Consider the following 23,556-nt stretch of genomic DNA (forward strand, 5'->3'; position numbering starts at 1 on the left):
ACGGGACGCCGGAGCGTCACTAACTGCATTCCCACGCTGGAGCATGGGAACGATACTACTAATTACACTAACCACAATAGGAAAAAGTCATGTCCGATATTCACGAAGGCCAAACCCATACCGCGCTGGGCGATGTTGCTGCGCGTACCTTGGCGAATGCCACCAAAACCGTCCCCATGCTGTCAACCATCACTCCCCGGTGGTTGGTGCATCTGTTGCAATGGAAACCGCTCGAAGCCGGTATTTACCGCGTTAATAAAGTTAAGAATGAAACCGGCCTGCTGGTCGATTGCTCCAGCCTCGACGAAAAAGAACTGCCGCAAACCTTTGTCGATTATGAAGAATGGGGCCGCGAGTACCGCTTGAATGCCGTTAATACGGTGCTCGACGTGCATACCCGTATTTCCGATTTATACAGCAGCCCGCACAATCAAATCCATGAGCAGCTGCGTTTGACCATAGAAACCATTAAAGAACGCCAGGAAAGCGAGCTGATCAACAACGCCGAATACGGCTTGCTGAATAATGTAGCCCCAGGCTTTAGAGTACAGCCGCGTACCGGCGCACCGACGCCTGACGACTTGGATGAATTGATTTCCCGTGTCTGGAAAGAACCTGCGTTTTTTCTGGCGCACCCGCTGGCAATCGCTGCATTCGGACGCGAATGCACACGCCGCGGCGTGCCTCCCGCTATCGTCACCCTGTTCGGTTCGCAGTTTTTAACTTGGCGCGGCCTGCCTTTGATCCCATCCGACAAAGTTAAAGTCGTCAACGGCAAAAGTAATATTCTGCTGTTGCGCACCGGTGAAAGCCGCCAAGGCGTGGTCGGTCTTTACCAGCCTAACCTGACCGGCGAACTGAGCATGGGGCTTTCCGTCCGTTTCATGGGCATCAATCATAAAGCGATTGCCTCTTACCTGATCTCACTGTATTGCTCGCTGGCGGTATTGACTGACGATGCGCTCGGCGTGCTCGAGAATGTCGAAGTGGGCAAGTACCATGAATACAAATAACGGCGATTTTTCACAAAACGCAACATTGCCGGATGTAGAGCAATTGACCAAACTCGCCAATGAGCTGTTTACGGCCTTACCCTGCGACGGATCGCGCATCGCCGCTGCCTCTTCGGCAGTGCCGGGCGGGTTTACGTCACCGTTGGCGGGTGCGGCTGGATCGGGAATACCGCAAGGTTTCGGCCTGCCGGGGGAAGCCGAATTGCAAAAGCTGTTTGCTCCGCGGCAACCGTCTTTAGCAAGCGTTCCTGACAGCCTTGATACGGGTTCGGTTTTCGGCAACCCGTCTGCGGCGGCAACATCGCCGTTGGCGGGTTTGGACAAATCCGTGCTGGCGGGTGTTTTGCCGCACAACTTCGGCCTGCCCGATGAAGCGCAATTGCAACAGCTGCTGGTTTCGCGCGTACCTTCAGGAAGCCACATTCCCGGAAGTATCGAGACAGCTTCAATTCCTGCCGCGCCGTCTTCGGTGGCGGGCCACGAATTGACAGCCGAATCGCTGACTGACGCCGAGCAATTAGCCAAAGTGGGCACTTCACCTCAGGCTTTTGAAGCGGAATTGCAAAAGCTTTTCGCTGAAAATTCAGCGGATAAAAGCGGTGGGCAGAAAAGCGTTGCCCACCCTACCTTTGATGCGTCATTGATAGCGGGACTTTCGCCTCAAGCCTACGGCCTGCCGGGCGAAGCTGAGTTGCGGGAGCTGTTCGGTTCGTTTTCTAAGCCTGCTGCCGGTATTCCGGCAAGCCCCGAACCGGGTTCAACGCTTTATTTTCTCGATGAGTTGAAACACGGAGGATTTAATGCGCAAGCGCCGACCTTGGTTTCTGCGCATCCGGCTTTTGATGTACAGGCGGTGCGCCGGGACTTTCCTATCCTGAAGGAACGGGTCAACGGTCAGCCGTTAGTCTGGTTCGATAACGCGGCGACGACTCAAAAGCCGCAGGCGGTGATCGATAGGGTCTCGTATTTTTATGAGCACGAGAACTCCAACATCCACCGTGCGGCGCATGAACTGGCCGCGCGGGCGACCGACGCTTACGAAAAAGCGCGGGATACCGTTGCCAAGTTTATGAATGCGCCGTCTTCTGCGGAGATCGTCTTTGCGCGCGGCACGACCGAGGCCATCAACCTGGTTGCGCAAAGCTGGGGGCGGCAGCATATCAAAGCGGGTGACGAGATCGTGATCACCTGGCTGGAGCACCACGCCAATATCGTGCCGTGGAAACAGCTGTGCGAAGCGACCGGCGCAACATTGCGCGTCGTGCCGGTTGATGACGACGGCCAGGTATTGCTGGGCGAATATCAAAAGTTGCTGAATTCTCACACCAAGCTGGTATCGTTCACGCAGGTCTCCAACGCGCTGGGTACGGTCACGCCCGCCAGGGAAATGATCGAGATGGCGCATCGGGTCGGGGCACGGGTGCTGCTGGACGGCGCTCAGTCGGTCTCGCATTTGCGCGTCGATGTACAGGCGCTGGATTGCGACTGGTTTGTGTTTTCCGGGCACAAGATATTCTCTCCCACCGGCATCGGCGTGTTGTACGGCAAGGCGGAATTGCTGGAATCCATGCCGCCGTGGCAAGGCGGCGGCAACATGATAGAGGATGTGACCTTTGAAAAAATCGTCTACCAGCCAGCACCGGCCCGCTTCGAAGCCGGTACCGGCAATATCGCCGATGCGGTAGGCCTGGGCGCAGCCCTTGAGTATCTGCTGAAAATCGGTATCGATAATATCGCCCGTTACGAGCACGAGTTGCTGGTCTATGCGATGGAGGCGTTAAGAACCATCTCCGGCTTGCGTTTGATCGGCACGGCTGCCGAGAAAACCAGCGTATTGTCGTTCGTGCTGGAAGGACACAGCAACCAGGATATTGGCGTCGCATTAAACCGCGCCGGTATTGCGGTACGCACCGGTCACCATTGCGCCCAGCCTATCTTGCGCCGTTTCGGCCTGGAAAGCACCGTGCGCCCGTCACTGGCGTTTTACAATACGCATGAGGAAGTCGATCTGTTGGTCAGCACCGTCAGACGGATCAAGAGCGGTCAGGATTTTTAGCAATAAAGGGTTTTTGCAGGGGCGGCTTTAGGCAAAGCTGCTCCTGCAATTTAGAATTTTTCTCGATCTGACAGGCTACGCCACTATCATTGAGTTAATGCGCTGCAGCCGGGCTGCCGCGTCGTTGTATTTAACTTAGGAACATGCATAAATTAATTTAAGCAATCACCATGAAGGGCATGAAGACTTAAATCCTTCATGTCCTTCATGCGCTTCATGGTTTAAAAATAAAATTTGCTCAAGTTATTTCATGCACGATCCTTAGGATATGTTCAGTAATAACTTCCCGACATTGAACGGATGAAATTTTTAATCAAATCCTTAATGGCATTGCCGCGCTACGTTCCGGGAAGTGCTACAGCCCATCGTATCGAATCACGTCATAAGGCTGACGCGGTAAGCCGAAAGCACCGTAATTACGCCAGGGATTACCGGAATGACGATGCTTTTGAAGCGGACAGATTCAATCAATCCGTACAGCCAAGTCAATAAAGCGCGCCGGCGGCCTCGGCCAATTCCGGTAAAAACGCTGAAGCCGACAGGCGTTCGTAATAACTGCCCTGCACCAGATCAAAACCGGTAGTGCGCGCCAGCGACTCGGATTTTTTTTGATCGATTTGTTGCAGGATTGTTTGCCCGCCGGTTGAAACAACCAGCGCTTTTAAATCATGCAGTTTTTCAAACAGGGCATTGTCGCGCACCTGCTCAAGGTGCCGCGCCGATAAACTGACGTAGTTCGGAGACAGCTTGGTAATCAGGTCGAACGACTGGCTTTCCTGCGCGACATACTCGAACTTAAGCGCGATTTGATAACCCCGGCGCCGGTAATTGTCCAGGCCGGTAATCAGTTCCTGATAATGCCGGGCATAATGGCTGTTTACCGACATAATAATCACGACATTTTTGGTTTCCAGGCCGCACTGCCCGATAACCTCTTCAAAATAAGCGCCATGATCCTTTTTAACGCCCAGTATATGCCGCGGATCGACTTCCAAGAATAATACGCCTTGCAAATGAGTTATCGGCAGGTAGTTGAGCATATGGACGGTGCGAGACAAGCGATCGAAATTGATGATAGATTCAAAACCGTCGGCTTGGTGCGGATGATTGCTCAGCAGGTTTTCAATTTCGTCGGAGTACAGGTACTGAACTTCATGGGTTGAAACTTTAAGCTTCGAGGCATGTCCGATAATCTCGGCGGGTTTTAATGCTTGCCGTATTGGCGAAAAAACGCTGCCGATTTTAATTTGGCCAAACAGCGCGCTTATGGCGCCGTCTTCAAGCAGGAAAGGACGAAAACTTGACCTATGCTCCTGCCCGAACCGGTCATTGAAATAGTCGACTAAATTTTGTAATGGCATTTGTTGTTCCTCATATCAGGTAAAAGTGCATGCCGCGGCGGAATTTCCGCTTCCGGTTACGTTGAATGGTTGTATTGTGTAATGAGGGAAACCGTAGAAATTTGTACCTTTCCCGACTTAAAAAAGAGGCGGGTCGAAACCCGCCCAAAAAAACAATCCCTGTTTTATAGAGAGGTACATAAAAAAGTGACATCACACACACCGTAAACAAAGCCGCAGTATTTTTACGGCAGTTCGTTGGTTGGATATAGCTTAGGGGGATTTTTATTTTTAATAAAACGATATTATTAGATGAGAAAATCTAATAAACAGATAATACAGCGTTATTTACTTTTCTTTAACAAAGTCCTTTCGGTGCTGCATTTATTCGATCCGCGATACAGCATGGGGTGTTATATGCCCTAATTTTTCCGAGCGAAATGCCGTGTTAATTTGCCTAACCGTTTTTTCAAGCCCAGCCGCCGCGCTATTTTGACTCGCTTTTCATCGCGCAAACCAAAGTATTAAGCATTTAGCGCGCCATTTGTGGCGGCATATTGTCGCGCGACAATCGGCCGCATTTTCAAGGTTGATTTTATTGACTAGAATCCCTGCAACTCTTGTTTGCGCTCCCTTTCCTAAAGGGCTTAGAGTTCAGCTGTTCTTCCTCTGTGTGCGGTCAGCAGCCCTGGCCGCATCTTTTTAGCCTGCGGGTGGAATCATGAAACGGAATTACCAAACTGATGCATCCTGCCCCCCCGTAAACGATCAAGATTTTATCGGGCGAATCGCTTGCCATAAAGCCGGTCACGCCGTCTTTACAACAAACAAAAAGATATTGAAAGCCATTGAGCGTTTGGACGGCTATCTTTTTAAAATTAATACCGCCAAACCTTGGCGTATTAGCGCGGCATAAACCAGCCTGCAAAATCGATTTATTAGATGTTTGTTTCGAATAATATCGTTTGTTTATTACTCATTGGCTGCACTAAGCTATTTTCCAGCAATACATTTGATAGGAGGACATGTACATGTCGGCATTAAAAAAAGCAGATCATTTCAACACTAGCCTGGCTGAAGAGATGGACTCGAGTTTTCAGCTGCATAGCCCATTCGTTACCCGCCGCATTCAACTGAACCATGCATCATCGCTGCCTCAAATAGGCTCATCCGTATATCAGTGCTTTTTTGAACATTCATCGGACGCCATGTTGATTGCTGACGCCGATTGTAAAATCCTGCATGTCAATCCGGCCTTTGTCGCCATTACCGGCTATACGCTTGAAGAATCGATCGGGCAAACGCCGCATTTGCTCTGTTCGGGAGTACACAGCGAATCGTTTTACGATCAGCTTTGGGAGTCTCTTAATCAAAAAGGCTACTGGCGCGGAGAGCTGGTCAACAAACATAAAAACGGCGATGCCTTTTCAATCTGGCAACGGATCAACGTCATTGAAGATAATAACCGGCAGGTGCTTTATTACATTTCCGCGTTCAGCGATATTTCGATCATCAAAAACACCGAGCGGAAATTATGGCAAATGGCGCACCTCGACTCCTTGTCCGGCCTTGCCAATCGCGCGTTATTTGAACAACGTCTGCTGCAAGAGCTATTCGCCGCCAAGCGTTCAGGACAATTCGGTGCGGTTATTTTCCTGGATTTGGACGATTTTAAAAAAATCAATGATTGCTTAGGCCACAGATTCGGCGATCTATTGTTGCAGGAAGTCGCCAAACGCCTACAACTCAATTTACGCACCGAAGATACCGTAGCGCGATTAGGCGGCGATGAATTCGTTATTTTGCTCTCAGGATTGACGCATAAGTTGGACGATGCGGAAAAAACCGCCGGCAACGTGGCTCAAAAAGTGCTGAATGCACTGCTTGAGGTTTACCTGATTGAGGATCAGGAACTGCAAATATCGGCGAGTCTGGGGATTACCCTTTTTTCCACAGCATTCGACGAAAGCACCGAGAAACTGCTGCGCCAAGCGGATGTCGCCATGTATGCCGCAAAAACCGAAGGCAAAAGCACTTACTGTTTTTATCATCCCGACATGCTGGAACAGGCCAATAAACGCCTGAGCATTGAAAACGAATTACGCTTTGCCTTGCAAAATGACCAGATCGTTTTGTTTTATCAGCCGCAATATGACGCTGCGCGTCAGTTACTGGGTTTTGAAGCCTTAGTCCGCTGGCAACATCCTGAAAAAGGTATGATTTCTCCGGCTGATTTCCTGCCGGTTGCCGAAGAAACCGGCATTATCATCGAGCTGGGCGAGCGTCTTTTATACATGGCTTGCCGGCAACTTGCCGCCTGGCATTCGCAAGGCTTCAAAGTACCGCACTTGGCGATCAATATCAGTCCCGTGCAGTTTACTCATTGCAATTTTGTCGATTCAGTCAACTCAGCAATGGAGCTAACCGGCGTAAATCCTGCCGCTATCATGCTGGAAATCACCGAAAACCTGATCATTAAAAACATTACCGAGGTCATCGAAAAAATGCGGCTGCTGAAACAGCGGGGCATTCGTTTTTCAATCGACGATTTCGGCACCGGCTATTCCTCGCTGGCTTATTTACGACGCATGCCGATCGACCAGTTAAAAATTGACCGCTCTTTTGTGCAAGACATCACCCACAACGAAAACGACGCCGCGATTGTCAATACGATTATCGCAATGGCGGGCAGTCTTAATCTGGACATTATTGCCGAAGGCGTCGAAACCCCGGAACAGGTTGCTTATCTTGCCGATTGCGGCTGCAACGCATTTCAGGGTTATTGGTTCAGCCGACCGCTGCCCGGCACCGAAGTCTTATCGATATTGGATAAAGGTTAATACATCATAGAAGCTTACATGGTGCGTTGGGCCTGACCGCTTCCGAAGACTTTTATGATATGCGGCTCAAAGCTTATTCGCTTATAAAGAGCCGCTAAAGTTGCGACAGCGGGCGGAAAAAATTTATTTTTCAACATCTTGATAACGCCAGTCCTGTGCAACTGTTTTTTTTGCGCAGCGTTTGCAATTCCGATAGTATGGCTAAGAGGCGGAACACCCGCGCTTTACTTCAAAGAGGAGCTTGCCGTGCCTAAAAGCAGCTTTGATCGCATCACGGACTGGCCTTATCACCCGCAAATAATAATGGCCGCCGGTTTTGTCTGCGCCTATGCGGCGGCGATGCAGGGCGATGGCCCCATCTGGGCGGCGCTGATTGTTGCGGCTTTTGCCGCGCCGCTGGTCGGATTCCTATTATTCTTGCCGTATTTTGTCAGCATCTGGATTCTGGCTGTGTCGGCCTCGCTGCTTGAAGCCATGCAGTCAATGCGTAAACCGGCGCCGGGGAGCGCGCAAGCAACATTTCACCATCTCAATCATTAATGGGACAATACGCCATGATGATTAACATAACCCCGCCCCTGCAATCCTTTGTCATCATCCCGTCTCAATTTTTAAGAGACAATACGTTATATTGACTAGCCCGGATAAGATTAACCATGTCGCCAACTACCGTAAAAACCGCAGCCAATTCCACGATCAGCATTCCCAGAGGCTACCGGGAAATTCCGTTCAACTACACATCCGCCGACGATTGGCAGGTCGTATCCTTCCTGCTGGGCGCCGAAATCGCGCTGATTCTGGAAGAATTGCGCGACCGCCGCGTCACCGGGCGCTCCGCCCGTTTGTTGATGCGCTTTTTCGGGGAAATCATGATTTACCGCCGCAACCCCTACCTGTTTCAGGAGCTGGTGACTTCGGCCGGCAGGCGCAAACGCATGTTCGAGAATGCCGAAAAGCACTTGAAGATCATCGAACAGAATATCGGCGACGAATCCAGGGTACATAAAGTGCTGGTCGCGTCCCGGCAACTGCTGGACGATTTTCGCAGCGACGTCGAAAAAACGCCGGGGTTGCGCAAACGCATGAAAAGGGAGCTGGGCGCTATCACCGGGGTTGCCAACGTCCTGTTTGACCCGTTCTCGCTGGTCTCCCATGCGACCGATGCGACCGACTGGCGCTTGTACCTGCCGGTGGCGGTAATGATGCCTGACAAGGAAGAACAACTGTCGCCGCTGCTCACCGCCATCGCCAAGATGGGCCTGAAAGCCGTGCCGCGCGGCGGCGGCACGGGATTGACCGGCGGCGCGGTTCCGTTACGGCCCGACTGCGTGGTGATCAACACCGAAAAGCTCGACCGCATTCGCGGCACCCGCGACATGGAATTCAAGCTTCGGGATGGAGAGATTGCCACGGCGCAGGTGCTTGAAGTTGAAGTCGGCGTCATCACCGAAAAAGCCCATCAATACGCCAGCAATCGAGGACTGGTGTTTGCCACCGACCCCACCAGCGCTTGGGCGTCCTCGATAGGCGGCAACATAGCCGAAAATGCCGGGGGCAAATGCGCGGTGCGCTGGGGCACCTGCATCGATAACCTGATTTCCTGGCGGATGGCGATGCCCGGCGGTAAGCGTTGGGAAGTGCGCAGAATCGACCATCAATTGCGTAAAATCCTGCCGGAAGATAACGTGACTTTCGAAGTGCTCGATCAGAGTGGAGAGTCGATCAAGATAATTGTTTTAAAAGGCAGCGAGATCAGGAAGAAAGGCCTGTGGAAAGATATTACCAACAAGGCGCTGGGCGGCGTTCCGGGCCTGCAAAAGGAAGGCACCGACGGCATCATCACCTCGGCGGAATTCATCCTGTATCCGAAATTTGAAGCCACGCGCACGATTTGCCTGGAGTTTTTCGGCCAGGACATGGAAGAGGCCAGCCGCGTGATTGTCGAGCTGTCCAAGGCGTTTCCGTTTCCCGACCAGGGCGAAGACACGCTGGTGGCGTTGGAACATTTCGATGACGAGTACGTGCGTGCGATCGATTACCAAGTCAAATCGAGCCGGTTCAAAACACCGAAAGCCGTGCTGCTGATCGATGTGGCGGGACATTCTTTAGATCAGGCGCAGCAAGGCATCGACAAGATACGCGCCATTCTGGATCAGTACCCGAACAGCGAGCTTTTTGAAGCGCACGATGCTGCCGAGGCGGAGCGGTACTGGGCGGACCGCAAAAAATTCGGCGCGATTGCAAGGCGAACCAACGCCTTCAAACTGAACGAGGACGTCGTCATTCCGTTGGAAACACTGGCCGAATTTTCCCGCTTTATCGACGAAGTCAACGTAGAAGAAGAGCGCTATGCCCAACTGAAATTCCTGGATCGCGCGGCGGCACTCTTTCGCGAACCGCCGGTTGAAGACAATGCCGATTCATTCGACGCCCGATCAAGCGTTGCGCTGGAGCTTGATGCAACCGCCAGAAACGAGCTGGCGACAGCCGATGAAAAAACATTGCGTAGCCTGTCTATCATCAAAAAGTTCAAAAAGGAATTCGTCGAGCTGGCGCGCGGATTCCCCAAAATTATCGCCGCCGTAGAGCTGGCTCATCAGGAAGTGCGCGACCGGCGCATCGTGCTGGCAACACACATGCACGCCGGGGACGGCAACGTGCATGTGAACCTGCCGGTGCTGTCCAACGACCGGGACATGCTGGAGCGGTCGGGCGAAGTCATCGATCATGTGATGTATAAAGTGGTCGAACTGGGCGGCGTGGTTTCCGGCGAGCACGGCATCGGCGTGACCAAACTGAAATACCTGGAACCGGAACGCCTTGCGGCGCTGAGCGCCTACCGCAGCGAAGTCGATCCGACCGGGCTGATGAATCCCGGCAAGCTGAATGATTTTGATGCGCTGGAACATATCTTCACACCGTCGTTCAACCTGTTGGGTCTGGAAGCGCGCATCCTGCGCCACGGCCAGCTGGAAGAGTTGGCGAACAAAATCGCCCATTGCGTGCGTTGCGGAAAGTGCAAGCCCGATTGCGGCGTTTTTCATCCGGCGGGCAGCCTGTTTTATCATCCGCGCAACAAGAATCTGGCTATCGGGGCGATTATCGAGGCTTTGCTGTTCGACGCCCAGCGCGAATATTCGACAAAATTCGAGCTGCTGCAATGGCTGGAAGAAGTGTCGGATCATTGCACGACCTGCCATAAATGCGCCAAGCCCTGTCCGGTCGATATAGACTCCGCCGACGTATCGGTGCTGGAGCGCCGGATTCTGGCCGATTGGGGTTACAAGCACACGGCGGCGGCGACCAAGATGACGCTGCGCTATCTGCACAGCGATTCGCCGATGTTCAACAAGGTTTTCCGTTTCGGCGTTCTTCGGGCCGGTTTTGTCGGCCAGCAGCTGGGCGCTATAGTAGCCAAGCCGTTGCAACCGAAAAAAGGCCAGTCCAAGCATTACCCGCTGCAACTGCTGAGCTCGCCGATGCCGACCGTGCCGTCAAAGACATTGCGCGATTTGCTGCCCAACTGCAAGGAAGATCAGGTTTTGGTATTCGAACCTGACGAGGAAGCCGAACGCACCGTGTTCTATTTTCCGGGCTGCGGTTCCGAGCGCATGGTGTCCGACATATCGATGGCGGCCCTCCATGTCCTGATGGGTTTAAAAACCCGAGTGGTGTTGCCGCCGCCGTTCCTGTGCTGCGGATTCCCGGCCTACGCCAACGGCCAGGCCGAAATGCATTCGCAAAACGGCTTGCGCGTGACGATCCTGCTGAACCAAATCCGCGACATGTTCACCCATCTGGAATTCGACGGCTGCGTTGTGACCTGCGGCACCTGCCGCGAGGGGCTTAACGAAATGGAAGCGGCCAAGTTGTTCGGCGGCAGGCTGGTCGATATAACCCGCTATGCGCTGGAGCGGGACTTGCAATTGGCCGGCACCGGCAGCGAGAGCTATCTGTATCACGCGCCCTGCCACGACTCGCTGGACGGCAAGGCGCTGGACGTGCTTGACCGGCTCGGCGGATTCGGCAGCGTTACGCCCGTGCCTAATTGCTGTTCGGAGGCGGGAACGCTGTCCTTGTCCCGTCCCGACATCTCCGCCGCGATGCTGCACCGCAAACGCGAGTCGTTGGCGGAAGTCATGCCGGAAAAAGGCCGGGCCACGATCCTGACCAACTGCCCGTCCTGCATCCAGGGCTTGGGCCGGAACAAGGGCATGGGCGTTGATCCGCAGCATCTTGCCGTTACGTTGGCTGAGAAAATGTCGGGAAAATCGTGGTTGAAGCAATTTAAGGCGCAGGCGGCTAAGGCTAAGGCGTTTAATTTTTGATGGGGGTAGTTGTAGGCTGGGCATGCTGTTTATGCCCAACTTTCCGATATTTCGATTTCCCGAGATGTTGGACAACGAAAAGCTGTTGTTCGACCTACGCGACTGTTGGATTTATGGTGCCTCTCCCTTAGGCTTTGTTGAAGGTGGGACAACTTCAACGAGCTGTTCTTTTACCGGGTAGATGGTTGTTTTCCCTTGGTTGAATAATGCAATATGAGATGGGCTGCGTGCTACAAGTTTCCCAGACGCAATGGGCTTGCCATCTTCAAGGAGAAAAATACATTCTTCTGTTGGCGCATTGGAATATATGCATATTTTGGCGTTAATAATTTCCTTTTCTGCTATGTTTTTGCCTTCGAAATAGGCGATAGCTGGAATACATAAGATTGCTGAAATTGCAGCAATTAGCATGAATGGTGCGACAATTGAAAAAGATGAAAGTATGAAGGGAAAGAAAATATAGTCGAACCACCGATGTTCTTTTATGAATATCGATTTGTTAAGTAGTCGCTCATCAATACAATGTTTGTATGTGATTACTGCTGCCAATACAATGCCCCCAATGATTATCGCAAAAATAATGAGTGACAAAGGGTTGTTTGTGAAAAGCTCAAGTGTCGTCGTGGCGAGGAATACGCAAGCAAAAAACGAAAATGCTAAGTATTCTTGATGTGATCGAGCAAAGAATTCGTTACTTAATCCATAGACATGAAGATAACCTTGGTCGAATGCGTATCCAAATATGTATAAAAATGGAACAGATAAGGTTGTAACGGCTGCTGTAACAGGAATCCATTTGGGTAGGTTATTTACTTCGCTCATATGCGTTTGTTCTGTAATGTTTAACGTAATATTAAGCAAGTAGCCTGGATGTAGCTTGCGGAATCCGGGGCTTTGCAGCTCCGATCATCCCGTATTCCGCTACGTTACATACGGGCTACGCGAATGTGAGGGAGTATAAGCCGCAGTCCGTTAAGCGCAATGTCAGGGATGAACTTCAACAAACGAACTTGAAGAATGCGGCACCGGAATGCACTGCCCCTCTTCTTTAAGCCCCTCAATGTGAAATTCGATAGCTTCCTGGATAAGTTGCAGTGCTTCTTCGGATGTTTCGCCTACGGCTACACAGCCAGGAAGATCGGGGACATAGGCGCCAAAACTTGTCGGGCCTTCTTCAATGACAACCATATAACGCATATAAACCTCTACTGCTTGAGACCCGATTGTTTCAGAACACTGATAAGCGTTCCGGGCGGGACATCTACGCTGGGCTTGCCAGAGCAATTGTGACCGTACCGGATTTGATGGAATGATGGAACTGACGATGGCTTCCTCTTTGCCGCACCAACTGCCAGCCATCCGACTCAATCAAAGCGATAAGATCTTTAACTTTCATGCCGGGAGTTTAGCACAGCCTTTTCTTGAGGCTCAATCAGCAACACGTCTAACGTACATGACAAGGTGTCGCTGGCAGCATTCAAATCCAACCAAGCCGCTTGCAAGCGCCATAGACGAGATACACGCCAAGACCGCAAACAAACAAACCGAAGATAAGCCGAAGCTGCGGCCCCGCCATTTGATTCGCGAAGTAAGCGCCAATCCACGAACCCAGGAACATGGTCGCGGCCAGAATGACGGCGGCCTTAATATCTACGTTTCCGTGCCGGTAATATTCGAATGCGGCGGCGAGACCGACCGGCGGGAGCAGCAACGCAAGCGTCGTTCCGGTCGCCATGTGCTGAGAGAAACCGGCCCAATAAATAAGCGCCGGTACGATGATGATGCCGCCGCCGATGCCGAAAAGCCCCGCCGCGATGCCGCCGAAAATACCGATAATCACAAACATGAGCCATAACGGCATCTGGATTCTCCTTTCGAATAAGACCGCAACGTCTTAATCTGACGAGCCGGCTTGCAATTTAAAATTCGCCACTGCACTCGACAGATGTTGCGTTTGCTCTTCCAACGATTCCGCGGCGGCTTGCTCTACCGTAGCAGCATTTTGCTGGGTCACGTCATTCAATAGAAACGCCTGCCGGGCAAGGTCGATCTATAGATACCTTCCTCTTCGTTCTCCACTCATCGGTTCCCGATGCTTTGCAAGTCACTTACAAAAATTACCTTTGCTGGGAGGCTTCGCACAGCTCTTGTCTGTAATTTTCAAGCCGGTTTTCCAGGGCGCGCTGTTCGGATAACAGCTTGCGAGAGCCTGTCCTGCGGTTGCATAGGGTACGGCTGTGAACCCTGCGGGCAGAGTAAAGCTGAAACCAATGCAGCCGCCTCGCGGGCAATCGTTCAGATAGACGCCGTCCGCGCTTTGACCGGTCGTCCTGCTACTCCAATAATTACAGACGCTCTTGATAGCCTCCTTCAAATCAGGCTCAGGGAATGTGTCTGAAACCGTGCATTTCTGCGGATTATTTCCCGGCTCGATCTGGCACAGATTCGACGGGAAACAGGCATCCTCGGGAACGGCGCTGGTTGGAAAGGCATAATCCGAAGCCACGGTGCCGTTATCCAGCGTCACGGTCAGAATGCCCGATGTGCCGTCATAGCTGCTGGACCCGTAACTACTGCTTACAGGAGCCGGAGTAACCTGCAATCCGTTATTCTGGGCATGAGGATCTATACGCACCCATTGCCCGCTGCCCGGCACATAATTAGGCCCGACATAGACCTGATAGGTCGTTTTGCTGTTGCCGGCGGCATAGAGGTGGTGAATCAAATAGCTTGCGCCAGCCGTGAAATTTGCATTCACGAAGGGGGCCGGAACGCTGCCGTTCAGGGCTGCCGCATTGGTATCGATATAGTAAGTCCCCTGGTTCATGGTGAGTCCCGGCGCCGCTCCTATACCCGCGCCCATAAAGAGCGTGCTGCGCCGGCAACAGGGGGTGACGCCGACTCCGCACACTTGAGCGTTGGTGCTGCAACTGTCGCCGGAGCTGCCGGTTTCAAGCTGCCGGTACACCGGCACTGCGGGGTGGCTTTGGCTCCACGCTGTGTCGGTGTTTGTGGCGGAACCGCCTGCCGTCACTGGCGCCTGCAATTTGGTAATGACGGTCGTAACAAAATCCTGAGGGATGGTCTCCGTGCCGAAGGAGTTGCATTGCGCTACTTTAAAGGGCGCGTCATAAAAAGCATTGTTGCTAAGCCCCGATGTCCGCGCGCCGCCGGTTGATGGCGCCATGCCGTTGAGACTGCCGTCCAGATCGTTCAATATCGTTGTCGAGTCGATCGGTGTAGCCCCCATATTATTAACGGTGTTGGATATTGGCGTACCCCATAACTGGCCTTGGATATAGTAAGCATATTGATCCAAAACATTGTGGCGCTCGGTTGTAGAATCAAAGCCGGATTTGCGGAACGCAAAAGCCGGAGGATAGTAAAAACCGTTGGGCTGTTTCCAGCCTATCGCCGCATTGATCACGCTGTATTGGCTCAAGGCCGGATCCTGGACGCTGGACGCCGTTAGAGGATAAGCGGGCTGGTTGGTCGAATCGTAAATAGAGGTACCGGTCGCATAAGGCGGCGTTGAGCCGGGCTGTGTCTTGACGCCGGAATTGGACGTATTCACTTGCGTGAAGATATTGCCGTCGGAAAAAAACGGCCCGTCATAAATGGTGATCATCCGTTTGGAGTTAAAACCGCCCATGTACAAACCGGTGCCGTCTTTCTGGAAATAGCAAAACGGCATCGGTTGAGTGCCATTGTTTTGTGAGCAGATTGCATTGCTCATGTCGGGGCCGTTTTGGCCCGCGTATTGATCTGTCGGCGCGATACTGCCGACAAAAAGACTGTCTTTCGCTATGGCCAATTGGCGATTAAGAACCTGATCCCAGCTGCCGCCGCTGACAAATCCCAAGCCTCCGAATAACTGGTCGGTGATCGCGCTATTGCTGAACACATAACTCCAGGGGCGCAGCCATACCGAGCCGAAATTGGTCTGAGCCCAGTTGAAAGAGGTGGTAAACCGGTCTATCACCGTCGCCACGCAATACTGGCCGTTTGTACTGGCTTGACCGGGGCCATAACCCGAAGCACAGGTAGGGTTCGTATCGGGACTCATCGCATATTTGATGCCGTAAAAATTGCTGGCGACAACCGGAAGCATTGACGTTGCAATCGTGTATGGATTGGAGGCTACGTTAACCGGAACAGGAGAACTCGCGGTTGGAGGAGTAGCGGGCGGATTCAGTGCAGGGATAAATGTAAAGTTGCTCGCGTCCGGTTGCAGGGAGGCGCGCTCCGTCATCAACGCATAGGCGGCGGTGGCGCAGCCATTGCCGCGGAACCGCTTAAACGGCGCCTGTCTCGCCCCAGCCTGGTTAAAGTTTGCGTAATCCAGCTCCGAATAGGTCTGGTACGTGGGTGCTGCCGCGCTATTACGAGCCCATGTCATACTCGCGCTCGGTCCGCTGACCGAGGAACTGAGCGGCCAGTAACAGGCCCCGAAACCATGCACCCCGACCGACTGGTTGCCGACAAATTCATTATAGGCATTCATGATCCAGAACATGGTCGGATAAACGGCGTCGCTACCCTGAACGGTTTGATCGTTCATCGTATTTAAAATCGGAGGAATAAAGCGGTACTCCGGGCTTGTGCTGTCCTGGACGGTAAAATAATCGGTCAATGCGGCGCGCGCGGAGACGCCCAGGTTCTGGCAAAAAAGATTGTTGATTTCAGAACCGTCCTCAATGTAAAAACCATGCCCCATCGACAGATAGCCGACATTGCGCGACACCTCGACATTATGCGTGGCGTGAACCACGACAAAGCGGGTATTCGATTCCCAGATCGAGCTGTCTTTAACGAAGGCATTGGTGTAGGAGGCGTCTTTCACCATGTGAAAATGCACCGGATAGCGCCCCATCCGTCCGCCCTGCCCCATCTGGTGAAATTCCACGCCCTGTACCTGGAACTTCGCAAAGCCCTGACGCACCATCATCTGAGCGCCGAAATAACAGTCGGGGTTATTTGCCGCGGCGGCGCAATTTGCCGACGCGGGAAAAGGATCCGTAGCCGTTGCGCCGAGCGATTGAATCGTGATGCTGCGCGTCAACAGCCCAATGGCGGCGCGGTTTTCCACCTGCCCATTCGGATTGCCGGTGCTTGTTAACAACGCGGAAGGCACCGTATAAGCCGCGCCATTATGCGGGTATTGCAGGGCTGTATTAAGCGTGGCGATTGTTTTGGTCGTATCAACCGCACTGACGGACGCAAGCTCGGAATGACTGGCAGACCAGTCGGTAGTCCCGACGATCAATTGGTCGCCCGGCGTCCAGTCGACGGCGCGATCCAGGGTCAGGGTAGTGCCCGCACTTGAAGCGCCGGCGCGCGCCCAGCTGTTTCCGGTTAATGCCGCCCATTGCGTAATGTCGTTTTGATTGGCTGCCGCCGGGACGGGGCAGGTAGCGGTTCGAATGCTGGGGTCGGTTCTGAATTGAGACGCTACGCCCTTGCTTCCGAACAGCTCCAGGCTTCCGCCGTAGCTGACCGCAAAAACTTTATAGCCGAAAATGGAATTATCCCCGTCTTGACCGGCGGCGTAACCTTCAAAATAGCTGTTATCCTGGGAATGATCTGTTGCCAATATCGCCTGACAGGGATCCGCCGGGTTAAATGTGCCGGAATTGAGACAACCTTTGCCCACGCGCGAACTGTCGTAACAAGTATCATCTTGGCAGCCGATCGGCGAATAATCCGGGTTGGGGTTTGTCGCAATATTACCGGGACCCGCTCCGTACAGGCCAATGATCAATTTGCCGCCCGCTGTACCAAACGGCACGTCATACGACCCTGCTTTGATTGAACCGCCTTGCTCTACTAAAATCGATTTGGCATTAAAGTTTATCGCGCCGCCGTCATCATTGAATATAAGCTTGCCGCCGTTGACCACATGCAAATATTGGTAAGTATAAGTACCCGAACCGACGGTTTGGCAATCGCTAATGTAGTAGTCATCGCTGGAAGATGAACTAGGCAGCGCGGAACATGTTTCAGCCGTTGGAACCGCCTCGTTGGCTCTTGCCGGCTTGATCGCATAACCAGCCAATAAAAATACTATAAATAATAAAGCATAATGTTTCATACACACCCCATGTTCTTGATAGTTATTTCGCCGGACGCATGATCACGGACGAAGAAGGGCAATAGTCCCTGACCCCGGAACTGCATGCCGTGGGCCGCATTTTCTTGTCGAAACAAAGGCGGACCTCTTGCAGATATGCGCCTTTGCAGGCGACGGCCATCTGCAAGCCCGGATTCGAGTCTTTGAACTGTTTGCGGATTGTTGCGGTCGAAGTGTTGACCTGACGGCTCGGATCGGCGAAAGCATCCGGGATTTTGATGGCCTGGAAAGTATTTTTGATCAGCTTGAAGTAATCGCCGACCTGTTCGCCGCTGCATGTGCCGTGCTTTTCCCATTCGTGCCGGATCAGCTTTTCGCTGGGCATGATCGGCAGCATTTCCTGCACGACCGCTTTGGGAACGGCAGGCGCCGTGGAGCAAGAATCGGGGTAACCTTTATTGTATTGCGGCCATAATCCATGCACGACGAATCCGTAATGTTTCCCGCCGTCGCACTGAGTCTTATCGCCCGGCGCTTCCGCGCAATGCTCGGGCGACCAGGAAAGGGTCAGCAGGTAATAGTCGAACTTCCCCGGCTGGCCATCCGCATGGGCGGAAAGACTCAAGGCCAGCATCAATGCGATGACCGCGTTGCCGATTATTTTGATATAAGACATCGTATTATCCTTTTGTTTAAATTCCGGTTTCTGCGTTGCCCCAGGCGATTGAGGCTTGCCCGTCCGGCCTTAGCCGCCAGTTTGCGTTCCGACCGTTACCGGCTTGTTGCCGGTGCCCCGCAGGTTAACCAGTTTCTGCAACAGATCGAACCAAAACGGCGCGCCGAACAGCGTCGCCGATGCGGTGACCAGCCAGCCCGCAACTTGAGTCCCGCTGATTGAGGCCGCGCCGTCCGGCCAGCCGATAGGCAAGGCCATTAACGTATCCCATGAAATGGCCGTCGGGTGGTCTGCCGCGCTGATCCCGGCCGCAATGGCGGGGTGCAGCCAAAGCGTCGAGAACAGATGAAAAGTATCGATATTGAACAGGGCCGCAATGGCCAAGGCGATCATGAAGCAATAAAGCTGGGACTTGCGCTTATAGTTGCCCGACAAGCGGTTCATTCCGGCATCGAACCAGGCCGCCAGCTCGGTATAGACGCCCTCAATTCCCGAGGCTCGTGCGTAGATGCCTTGCAACAGCTGTTTCAACTGGGGATCCGGGATTGCGTCGATGTCCTTGCCCAGCTGTGCGACATCACCGGTTTTGGTCTGTATGCAGTCTATAAGGGCGACAGCAAAATGCTTGGGATCAATATAAGAGGGTTTATTGTCAAGGTCTTGCGCGCTCTTGGCATTTCCCTGGCCTAAATGGCTGACAAAGCTATGGTTGTAGACATTAAGCGCAAGCCCGTCAAAATTCGGATCATTGAGCATCGATTTGACGCCTTCCAACAGCGTGTTGGAACGCAGATTAAACAATGATGCAATGGCTTCGTTAATCGAGCTGACAATAAGCGCGACGGACGCGTAACAAAAGACTAGCCCGATTGCGACTTCCAGGGTGGTGCTGTTAAACATGGATATCCCCTTCTTTGTATTTGCCCGGAACGCGGCCGGGGTTCTTTGTGTGTGCGTGTTTTATGATCCGGCGGCAAATTAAAGCGGCTACCGGTTCGGTTGCTTGCGGATTAAATACCTCAATATCGTTAAGTTAAGGAAAGGCTTCAGGCCATTGGCGTACAGGCTTCGCCTGCTAACGCAAGCAGAGCTTGCACTCCGGCAAACGCTCTTTCTTATATGAAATAAATAATCGCTTAACTTAAGGAAGCGCTGATTTAGTCCTTCGACAAGCTCAGGACGAACGGTAACGTATTGATTCCATTCGTGGTGAGCTTGTCGAACCATAAACGGAATCAATTTGTTCAGCGCTTCCTTAACGGTATATCGTTCCCTGAGATTTAATCCATATTGAAGAACGCAAAACGCCGCCTAAACGGCAAGGCGGCATTGTGGAGTAAAAAGTCACCGGCGTATGTAAGCAAAAGCTGATCTTTTTGTAATCTTCGGCAGATTGTATATGCGCTCGACTCTGCGGACTGTGCTAAGCGGTGGAGAGTCAAGCTAACTTGCCGGCATAATTCCGCTCGCCAAACAACGCGGTGCCGATTCTGACGATAGTCGAGCCTTCGGCTATCGCGGCTTGTAAATCCCCGGTCATGCCGAACGAGAAGGTATCCATCTCGGGCCGCCCCAGCTTTGCAACAGCCTGATACAGCGTTTTATAAGGCCGGCGTTGCCGCTCAAAATCGTCTTGCGGAGCCGGAATCGCCATTACGCCGCGCAGCTTCAGCTTGGGCAGTTTTACGACCTGTTCGCACAGCTCCGGCAATTCGTCCAGAGTAATGCCGGATTTGCTTTGCTCATCGCTGATATTGACTTGCAGGCAAATATTCAGCGGCGGCAAATGGGCCGGGCGCTGATCGCTAAGCCTCCGGGCTATCTTCAAGCTGTCCACGCTATGCACCCAGTCGAAATACGTCGCCAACGCCTTGGTTTTATTCGATTGTATCGGGCCGATAAAGTGCCAGGTAATATCGTAGGCCCCCAATGCCTGCTGTTTGCCCAACGCTTCCTGCAAATAATTTTCGCCGAAATGGCGTTGCCCGGATTGATAGGCGGCGGCAAGATCTTCGGCCGGCTTGGTCTTGCTGACGGCCAATAACAGCACCGAGCCGGGCTGGCGATTAAAGGCGAGCTCCGCATTACTGATTTGGGAGCGTATTTGTTTGAGTCTTTGAGTTATGGTCATTGCTTGTCCGCGTTCAGTTAGCTATCAATCTATCAATTATTAGGGAACCTCGAAAAACCTCGCATTTCGACAAGCTCAATACGAACGGTTCTAGGAAAACCAAGCTGTTCCGTTCGTGCTGAGCTTATCGAAGCATGAACGGAACAGGTTTTTCGAGGCTCCCATTACACAATGGTTTTCACGAAAAACTAACACAACGGCAACATTCAAAAAACAAAAAGATGAACTATGGTATAAAAACGATTTTATTTTTGTCTTCACGAGGATGTTATGGATATTGCCGAATTACTGGCTTTCTCAGCCAAAAACAAAGCGTCGGATTTACATTTGTCGGCGGGGCTCCCGCCTATGATCAGGGTTGACGGCGATATTCGGCGCATCAATATTCCCGCATTGGATCATAAGGAAGTGCATGCGCTGATTTATGACATTATGAATGACAAGCAACGCAAAGATTATGAGGAATTCCTGGAGACCGATTTTTCGTTTGAATTGCCCGGCGTCGCCCGGTTTCGTGTGAATGCGTTTAATCAGGAGCGCGGCGCGGCAGCCGTTTTCAGGACCATTCCATCGACAGTATTGAGCCTTGAAGACCTGAAAGCGCCCCGATTTTTTGAAGAACTCTGCCAAAAACCGCGCGGCCTGGTTCTGGTGACCGGCCCTACCGGCTCCGGCAAATCGACTACGCTGGCGGCGATGATCAATCATATCAACTGCAATGATTACGCGCACATCCTGACCGTCGAAGATCCCATTGAGTTTGTTCACGAAAGCCAGAAATCGCTGATCAACCAACGCGAAGTCCACCGCGATACCCACGGCTTTAACGAAGCGTTGCGCTCGGCGTTGCGGGAAGATCCCGACATTATCCTGGTCGGCGAAATGCGCGACCTGGAAACCATCCGGCTGGCGATGACGGCGGCCGAAACCGGCCACCTTGTGTTCGGCACGCTGCATACGACCTCCGCCGCGAAAACCATCGACCGTATTATCGACGTATTTCCCGCCGCGGAAAAAGACATGATCCGGGCCATGCTTTCCGAATCGTTGCAGGCGGTCATATCCCAAACCTTGCTGAAGAGAACCGGCGGCGGCCGCGTGGCCGCGCATGAAATCATGGTCGGCACACCGGCTATCAGGAACCTGATCCGTGAAGCCAAAGTTGCGCAAATGTATTCTGCGATTCAAACCGGACGCAAGGACGGCATGCAGACGCTGGATCAGAACCTGAAAGAGCTGGTGGACAGAGGCGTGATTACCGCAAAAATAGCGATGGAAAAAGCGGTTAACAAGGATATGTTCCGCTGATTTACGCGCCTTGCGGGAAACCACCAAATCACCTCAAACATAATCAAAGGAACAACGTGATAGCCATTTTTTTCGCCAGTATTTTATTGGGCACAGTCGCAGGATTAACGGCGGGGCTTTTCGGGATAGGCGGCGGCCTGGTTATTGTGCCGGTTTTAGCGATGTTGTTTGCGGCGCAAGGATTCCCCGCGGAACTGGTCATGATCATGTCGGTCGCAACCTCGCTGGCGACCATTATTCTTACTTCGATCTCTTCGGTGCTGGCGCACCATCGTTTGGATTCCGTATTGTGGAATAAAGTGCGCATCCTGGGACCGGGAATCATGATCGGCTCGGCTGTCGGAGCCGTGGTCGCGGATCACGTCAGCGGCGGCGTATTGCGGTTCATATTCATCATCTATTTGATAGGCGTTGGCGTGCAAATGGCTTTGCAGTTAAAGCCCAAACCGGGCCAACAGCAACCGTCCAAGGAGCTGGATTTGGCTGCGGCAGGCATCATGGGGCTGCTGTCGTCTCTGCTGGGAATAGGCGGGGGTACGCTGATTGTGCCTTATTTAGTGCATTTTCAAACGCCGATGCGCAATGCGGTCGCCATAGCCAGCGCCTGCGGCTTGCCGATAGCCGTGGTCGGCACGGTGGGCTATGCGCTGTTGGGCAAGGATGCGTCCCAGCTGCCTGACTGGAGTTTGGGCTATATCTATGTCCCCTCTTTTCTCGGCATCGTGCTGACCAGCATGTACACCGCGCCGATCGGCGCAAAGCTGGCCCATAAACTGCCCGCGGAACAATTAAAACGCTATTTCTCGCTGCTGCTGTTTGTGATGGCGGCTAAGTTGATATGGTTTTGAGGGTAATTTACTTCAGTTTTATCCCGTCAAATTTGCGATACCACGCAGTGTCGTAGGCTGGGTAGAGCAACGCGAAACCCAGATTTATGCCCGTCGATGCTGGGTTTCATTGCACTCAACCCAATCTACCGAACTATGGTTGGCTGTTTACCGCTACATAGCCGGCTGTTACCGCGATAAAAAGAAAGTGTACATCGTCTGACACGGAAAGATAGACAGTTAGTGCCCCGATAAAATACCAAAGCTTATTGCCCAGAGTGTGGCAATCAGGGATGATATACAGAAACCATATAATTACTTGTTAGGCATACATAACTCATGGCACGTAACATCGAAATCAAAGCCCGTATTGACGGTATTGACTCAACCTTGCCTTTAGCCGAAAAAATTGCCAGCGAAGGGCCGACAGAAATCCTTCAAGACGATACGTTTTTCACTTGCCCCAACGGAAGGCTAAAACTCCGCGCCTTTTCTGAACATGAAGGACAACTGATTTTTTATCAACGTTCTGACAGCTCAGGCCCAAAAGAATCTTTTTATGTCATTTCACCCACATCGTCACCCGATACGCTCCGCCAAACATTGACGCTGGCTTATGGAGAAAGTGGTCGCGTTCGCAAACATCGCACGTTATTCTTGGTGGGAAGAACGCGAGTGCATCTGGACAGAGTTGAAGGACTGGGAGACTTCCTTGAACTGGAAGTAGTCCTGGCTGACGACGAACCCAATGAAACCGGCATTTCAATCGCACATGATCTGCTGGAAAAATTAGCCGTTTCTCCCCGACAGCTAGTGGAAGAGGCCTATGTTGATCTACTTGCAAAATCGCCTAACGAATAAGGTTAGATTGTGTGAGCGATAGCGAGCCACAATCTGAACCGGTTGTTGGACAAGCCCGGTCGTAGTCGGAAAGCTGGCTTATTATAAGAAAATATCTTTTCGGATG

17 protein-coding genes are annotated in these 23,556 nt (G+C 52.4%); 8 read left to right on the top strand and 9 right to left on the bottom strand.

Going from position 1 to position 23,556, the window contains the following annotated elements; all coding sequences use genetic code 11:
* Positions 1-89 precede the first annotated feature (89 nt).
* Complete coding sequence (locus V3O24_RS10930; protein WP_104424534.1) at positions 90-1,013, top strand: family 2A encapsulin nanocompartment shell protein; 924 nt, start codon at positions 90-92, stop codon at positions 1,011-1,013.
* Positions 1,000-3,069, top strand: a complete 2,070-nt coding sequence (locus V3O24_RS10935) for a family 2A encapsulin nanocompartment cargo protein cysteine desulfurase (RefSeq protein ID WP_331307266.1) — start codon at positions 1,000-1,002, stop codon at positions 3,067-3,069. The genes V3O24_RS10930 and V3O24_RS10935 overlap by 14 nt, the downstream gene beginning before the upstream one ends.
* Positions 3,070-3,554: 485 nt before the next feature.
* On the opposite strand, the gene V3O24_RS10940 is transcribed toward V3O24_RS10935, so the two are convergent.
* The gene (locus tag V3O24_RS10940) at positions 3,555-4,430 is read right to left on the bottom strand and encodes an EAL domain-containing protein (RefSeq protein WP_104424532.1); all 876 of its coding nucleotides are present in this window, start codon (positions 4,428-4,430) and stop codon (positions 3,555-3,557) included.
* Between the two features lie 1,010 nt (positions 4,431-5,440).
* Here V3O24_RS10940 and V3O24_RS10945 point away from each other — a divergent pair.
* The 3 genes from V3O24_RS10945 (at position 5,441) to V3O24_RS10955 (ending at position 11,577) form a co-directional block, all read left to right on the top strand.
* Positions 5,441-7,249: an EAL domain-containing protein gene (locus V3O24_RS10945; protein WP_331307267.1), complete on the top strand. Its 1,809-nt coding sequence runs from the start codon at positions 5,441-5,443 to the stop codon at positions 7,247-7,249.
* 246 nt (positions 7,250-7,495) lie between these two features.
* Entirely contained in the window at positions 7,496-7,789 is a 294-nt protein-coding gene (locus V3O24_RS10950; protein ID WP_331307268.1) for a hypothetical protein, read from the top strand.
* Positions 7,790-7,905: 116 nt separating this feature from the next.
* On the top strand, positions 7,906-11,577 hold the full coding sequence (locus V3O24_RS10955; protein ID WP_331307269.1) for a DUF3683 domain-containing protein: 3,672 nt from the start codon (positions 7,906-7,908) through the stop codon (positions 11,575-11,577).
* Positions 11,578-11,688: 111 nt separating this feature from the next.
* On the opposite strand, the gene V3O24_RS10960 is transcribed toward V3O24_RS10955, so the two are convergent.
* The 8 genes from V3O24_RS10960 to V3O24_RS10995 all read right to left on the bottom strand — a co-directional run bounded on the left by V3O24_RS10960 (position 11,689) and on the right by V3O24_RS10995 (position 20,454).
* Positions 11,689-12,399, bottom strand: coding sequence for a hypothetical protein (locus V3O24_RS10960; RefSeq protein WP_331307270.1), 711 nt, complete (start codon positions 12,397-12,399; stop codon positions 11,689-11,691).
* Between the two features lie 162 nt (positions 12,400-12,561).
* Positions 12,562-12,936 carry a type II toxin-antitoxin system HicB family antitoxin gene (locus V3O24_RS10965; protein WP_331307271.1) on the bottom strand — a complete coding sequence of 125 codons (375 nt, stop codon included), beginning with the start codon at positions 12,934-12,936 and terminating at the stop codon, positions 12,562-12,564.
* A 118-nt stretch (positions 12,937-13,054) separates the two neighbouring features.
* Complete coding sequence (locus tag V3O24_RS10970) at positions 13,055-13,438, bottom strand: sulfite exporter TauE/SafE family protein (protein ID WP_331307272.1); 384 nt, start codon at positions 13,436-13,438, stop codon at positions 13,055-13,057.
* Positions 13,439-13,471: 33 nt separating this feature from the next.
* Complete coding sequence (locus V3O24_RS10975; RefSeq protein ID WP_331307273.1) at positions 13,472-13,600, bottom strand: hypothetical protein; 129 nt, start codon at positions 13,598-13,600, stop codon at positions 13,472-13,474.
* An 81-nt stretch (positions 13,601-13,681) separates the two neighbouring features.
* Positions 13,682-17,668, bottom strand: coding sequence for a G8 domain-containing protein (locus tag V3O24_RS10980; RefSeq protein WP_331307274.1), 3,987 nt, complete (start codon positions 17,666-17,668; stop codon positions 13,682-13,684).
* Between the two features lie 22 nt (positions 17,669-17,690).
* Positions 17,691-18,323, bottom strand: coding sequence for a ribonuclease T2 (locus tag V3O24_RS10985; protein WP_331307275.1), 633 nt, complete (start codon positions 18,321-18,323; stop codon positions 17,691-17,693).
* 69 nt (positions 18,324-18,392) lie between these two features.
* Entirely contained in the window at positions 18,393-19,223 is an 831-nt protein-coding gene (locus V3O24_RS10990) for a hypothetical protein (RefSeq protein ID WP_104424523.1), read from the bottom strand.
* Positions 19,224-19,761: 538 nt separating this feature from the next.
* A complete protein-coding gene (locus tag V3O24_RS10995) occupies positions 19,762-20,454 on the bottom strand; it encodes a YggS family pyridoxal phosphate-dependent enzyme (protein ID WP_331307276.1) in 693 nt (230 codons plus the stop codon).
* Positions 20,455-20,724: 270 nt separating this feature from the next.
* On the opposite strand from V3O24_RS10995, the gene V3O24_RS11000 reads away from it, so the two are divergent.
* The 3 genes from V3O24_RS11000 to V3O24_RS11010 all read left to right on the top strand — a co-directional run bounded on the left by V3O24_RS11000 (position 20,725) and on the right by V3O24_RS11010 (position 23,450).
* Complete coding sequence (locus V3O24_RS11000; protein ID WP_104424521.1) at positions 20,725-21,762, top strand: type IV pilus twitching motility protein PilT; 1,038 nt, start codon at positions 20,725-20,727, stop codon at positions 21,760-21,762.
* Positions 21,763-21,818: 56 nt separating this feature from the next.
* Positions 21,819-22,610, top strand: a complete 792-nt coding sequence (locus V3O24_RS11005) for a sulfite exporter TauE/SafE family protein (RefSeq protein WP_331307277.1) — start codon at positions 21,819-21,821, stop codon at positions 22,608-22,610.
* 318 nt (positions 22,611-22,928) lie between these two features.
* Positions 22,929-23,450 carry a class IV adenylate cyclase gene (locus tag V3O24_RS11010; protein ID WP_331307278.1) on the top strand — a complete coding sequence of 174 codons (522 nt, stop codon included), beginning with the start codon at positions 22,929-22,931 and terminating at the stop codon, positions 23,448-23,450.
* The last annotated feature ends 106 nt before the right edge of the window (positions 23,451-23,556 follow it).

The organism is Methylobacter sp. Wu8, from assembly GCF_036440755.1.
Classification (GTDB): domain Bacteria; phylum Pseudomonadota; class Gammaproteobacteria; order Methylococcales; family Methylomonadaceae; genus Methylobacter_A; species Methylobacter_A tundripaludum_A.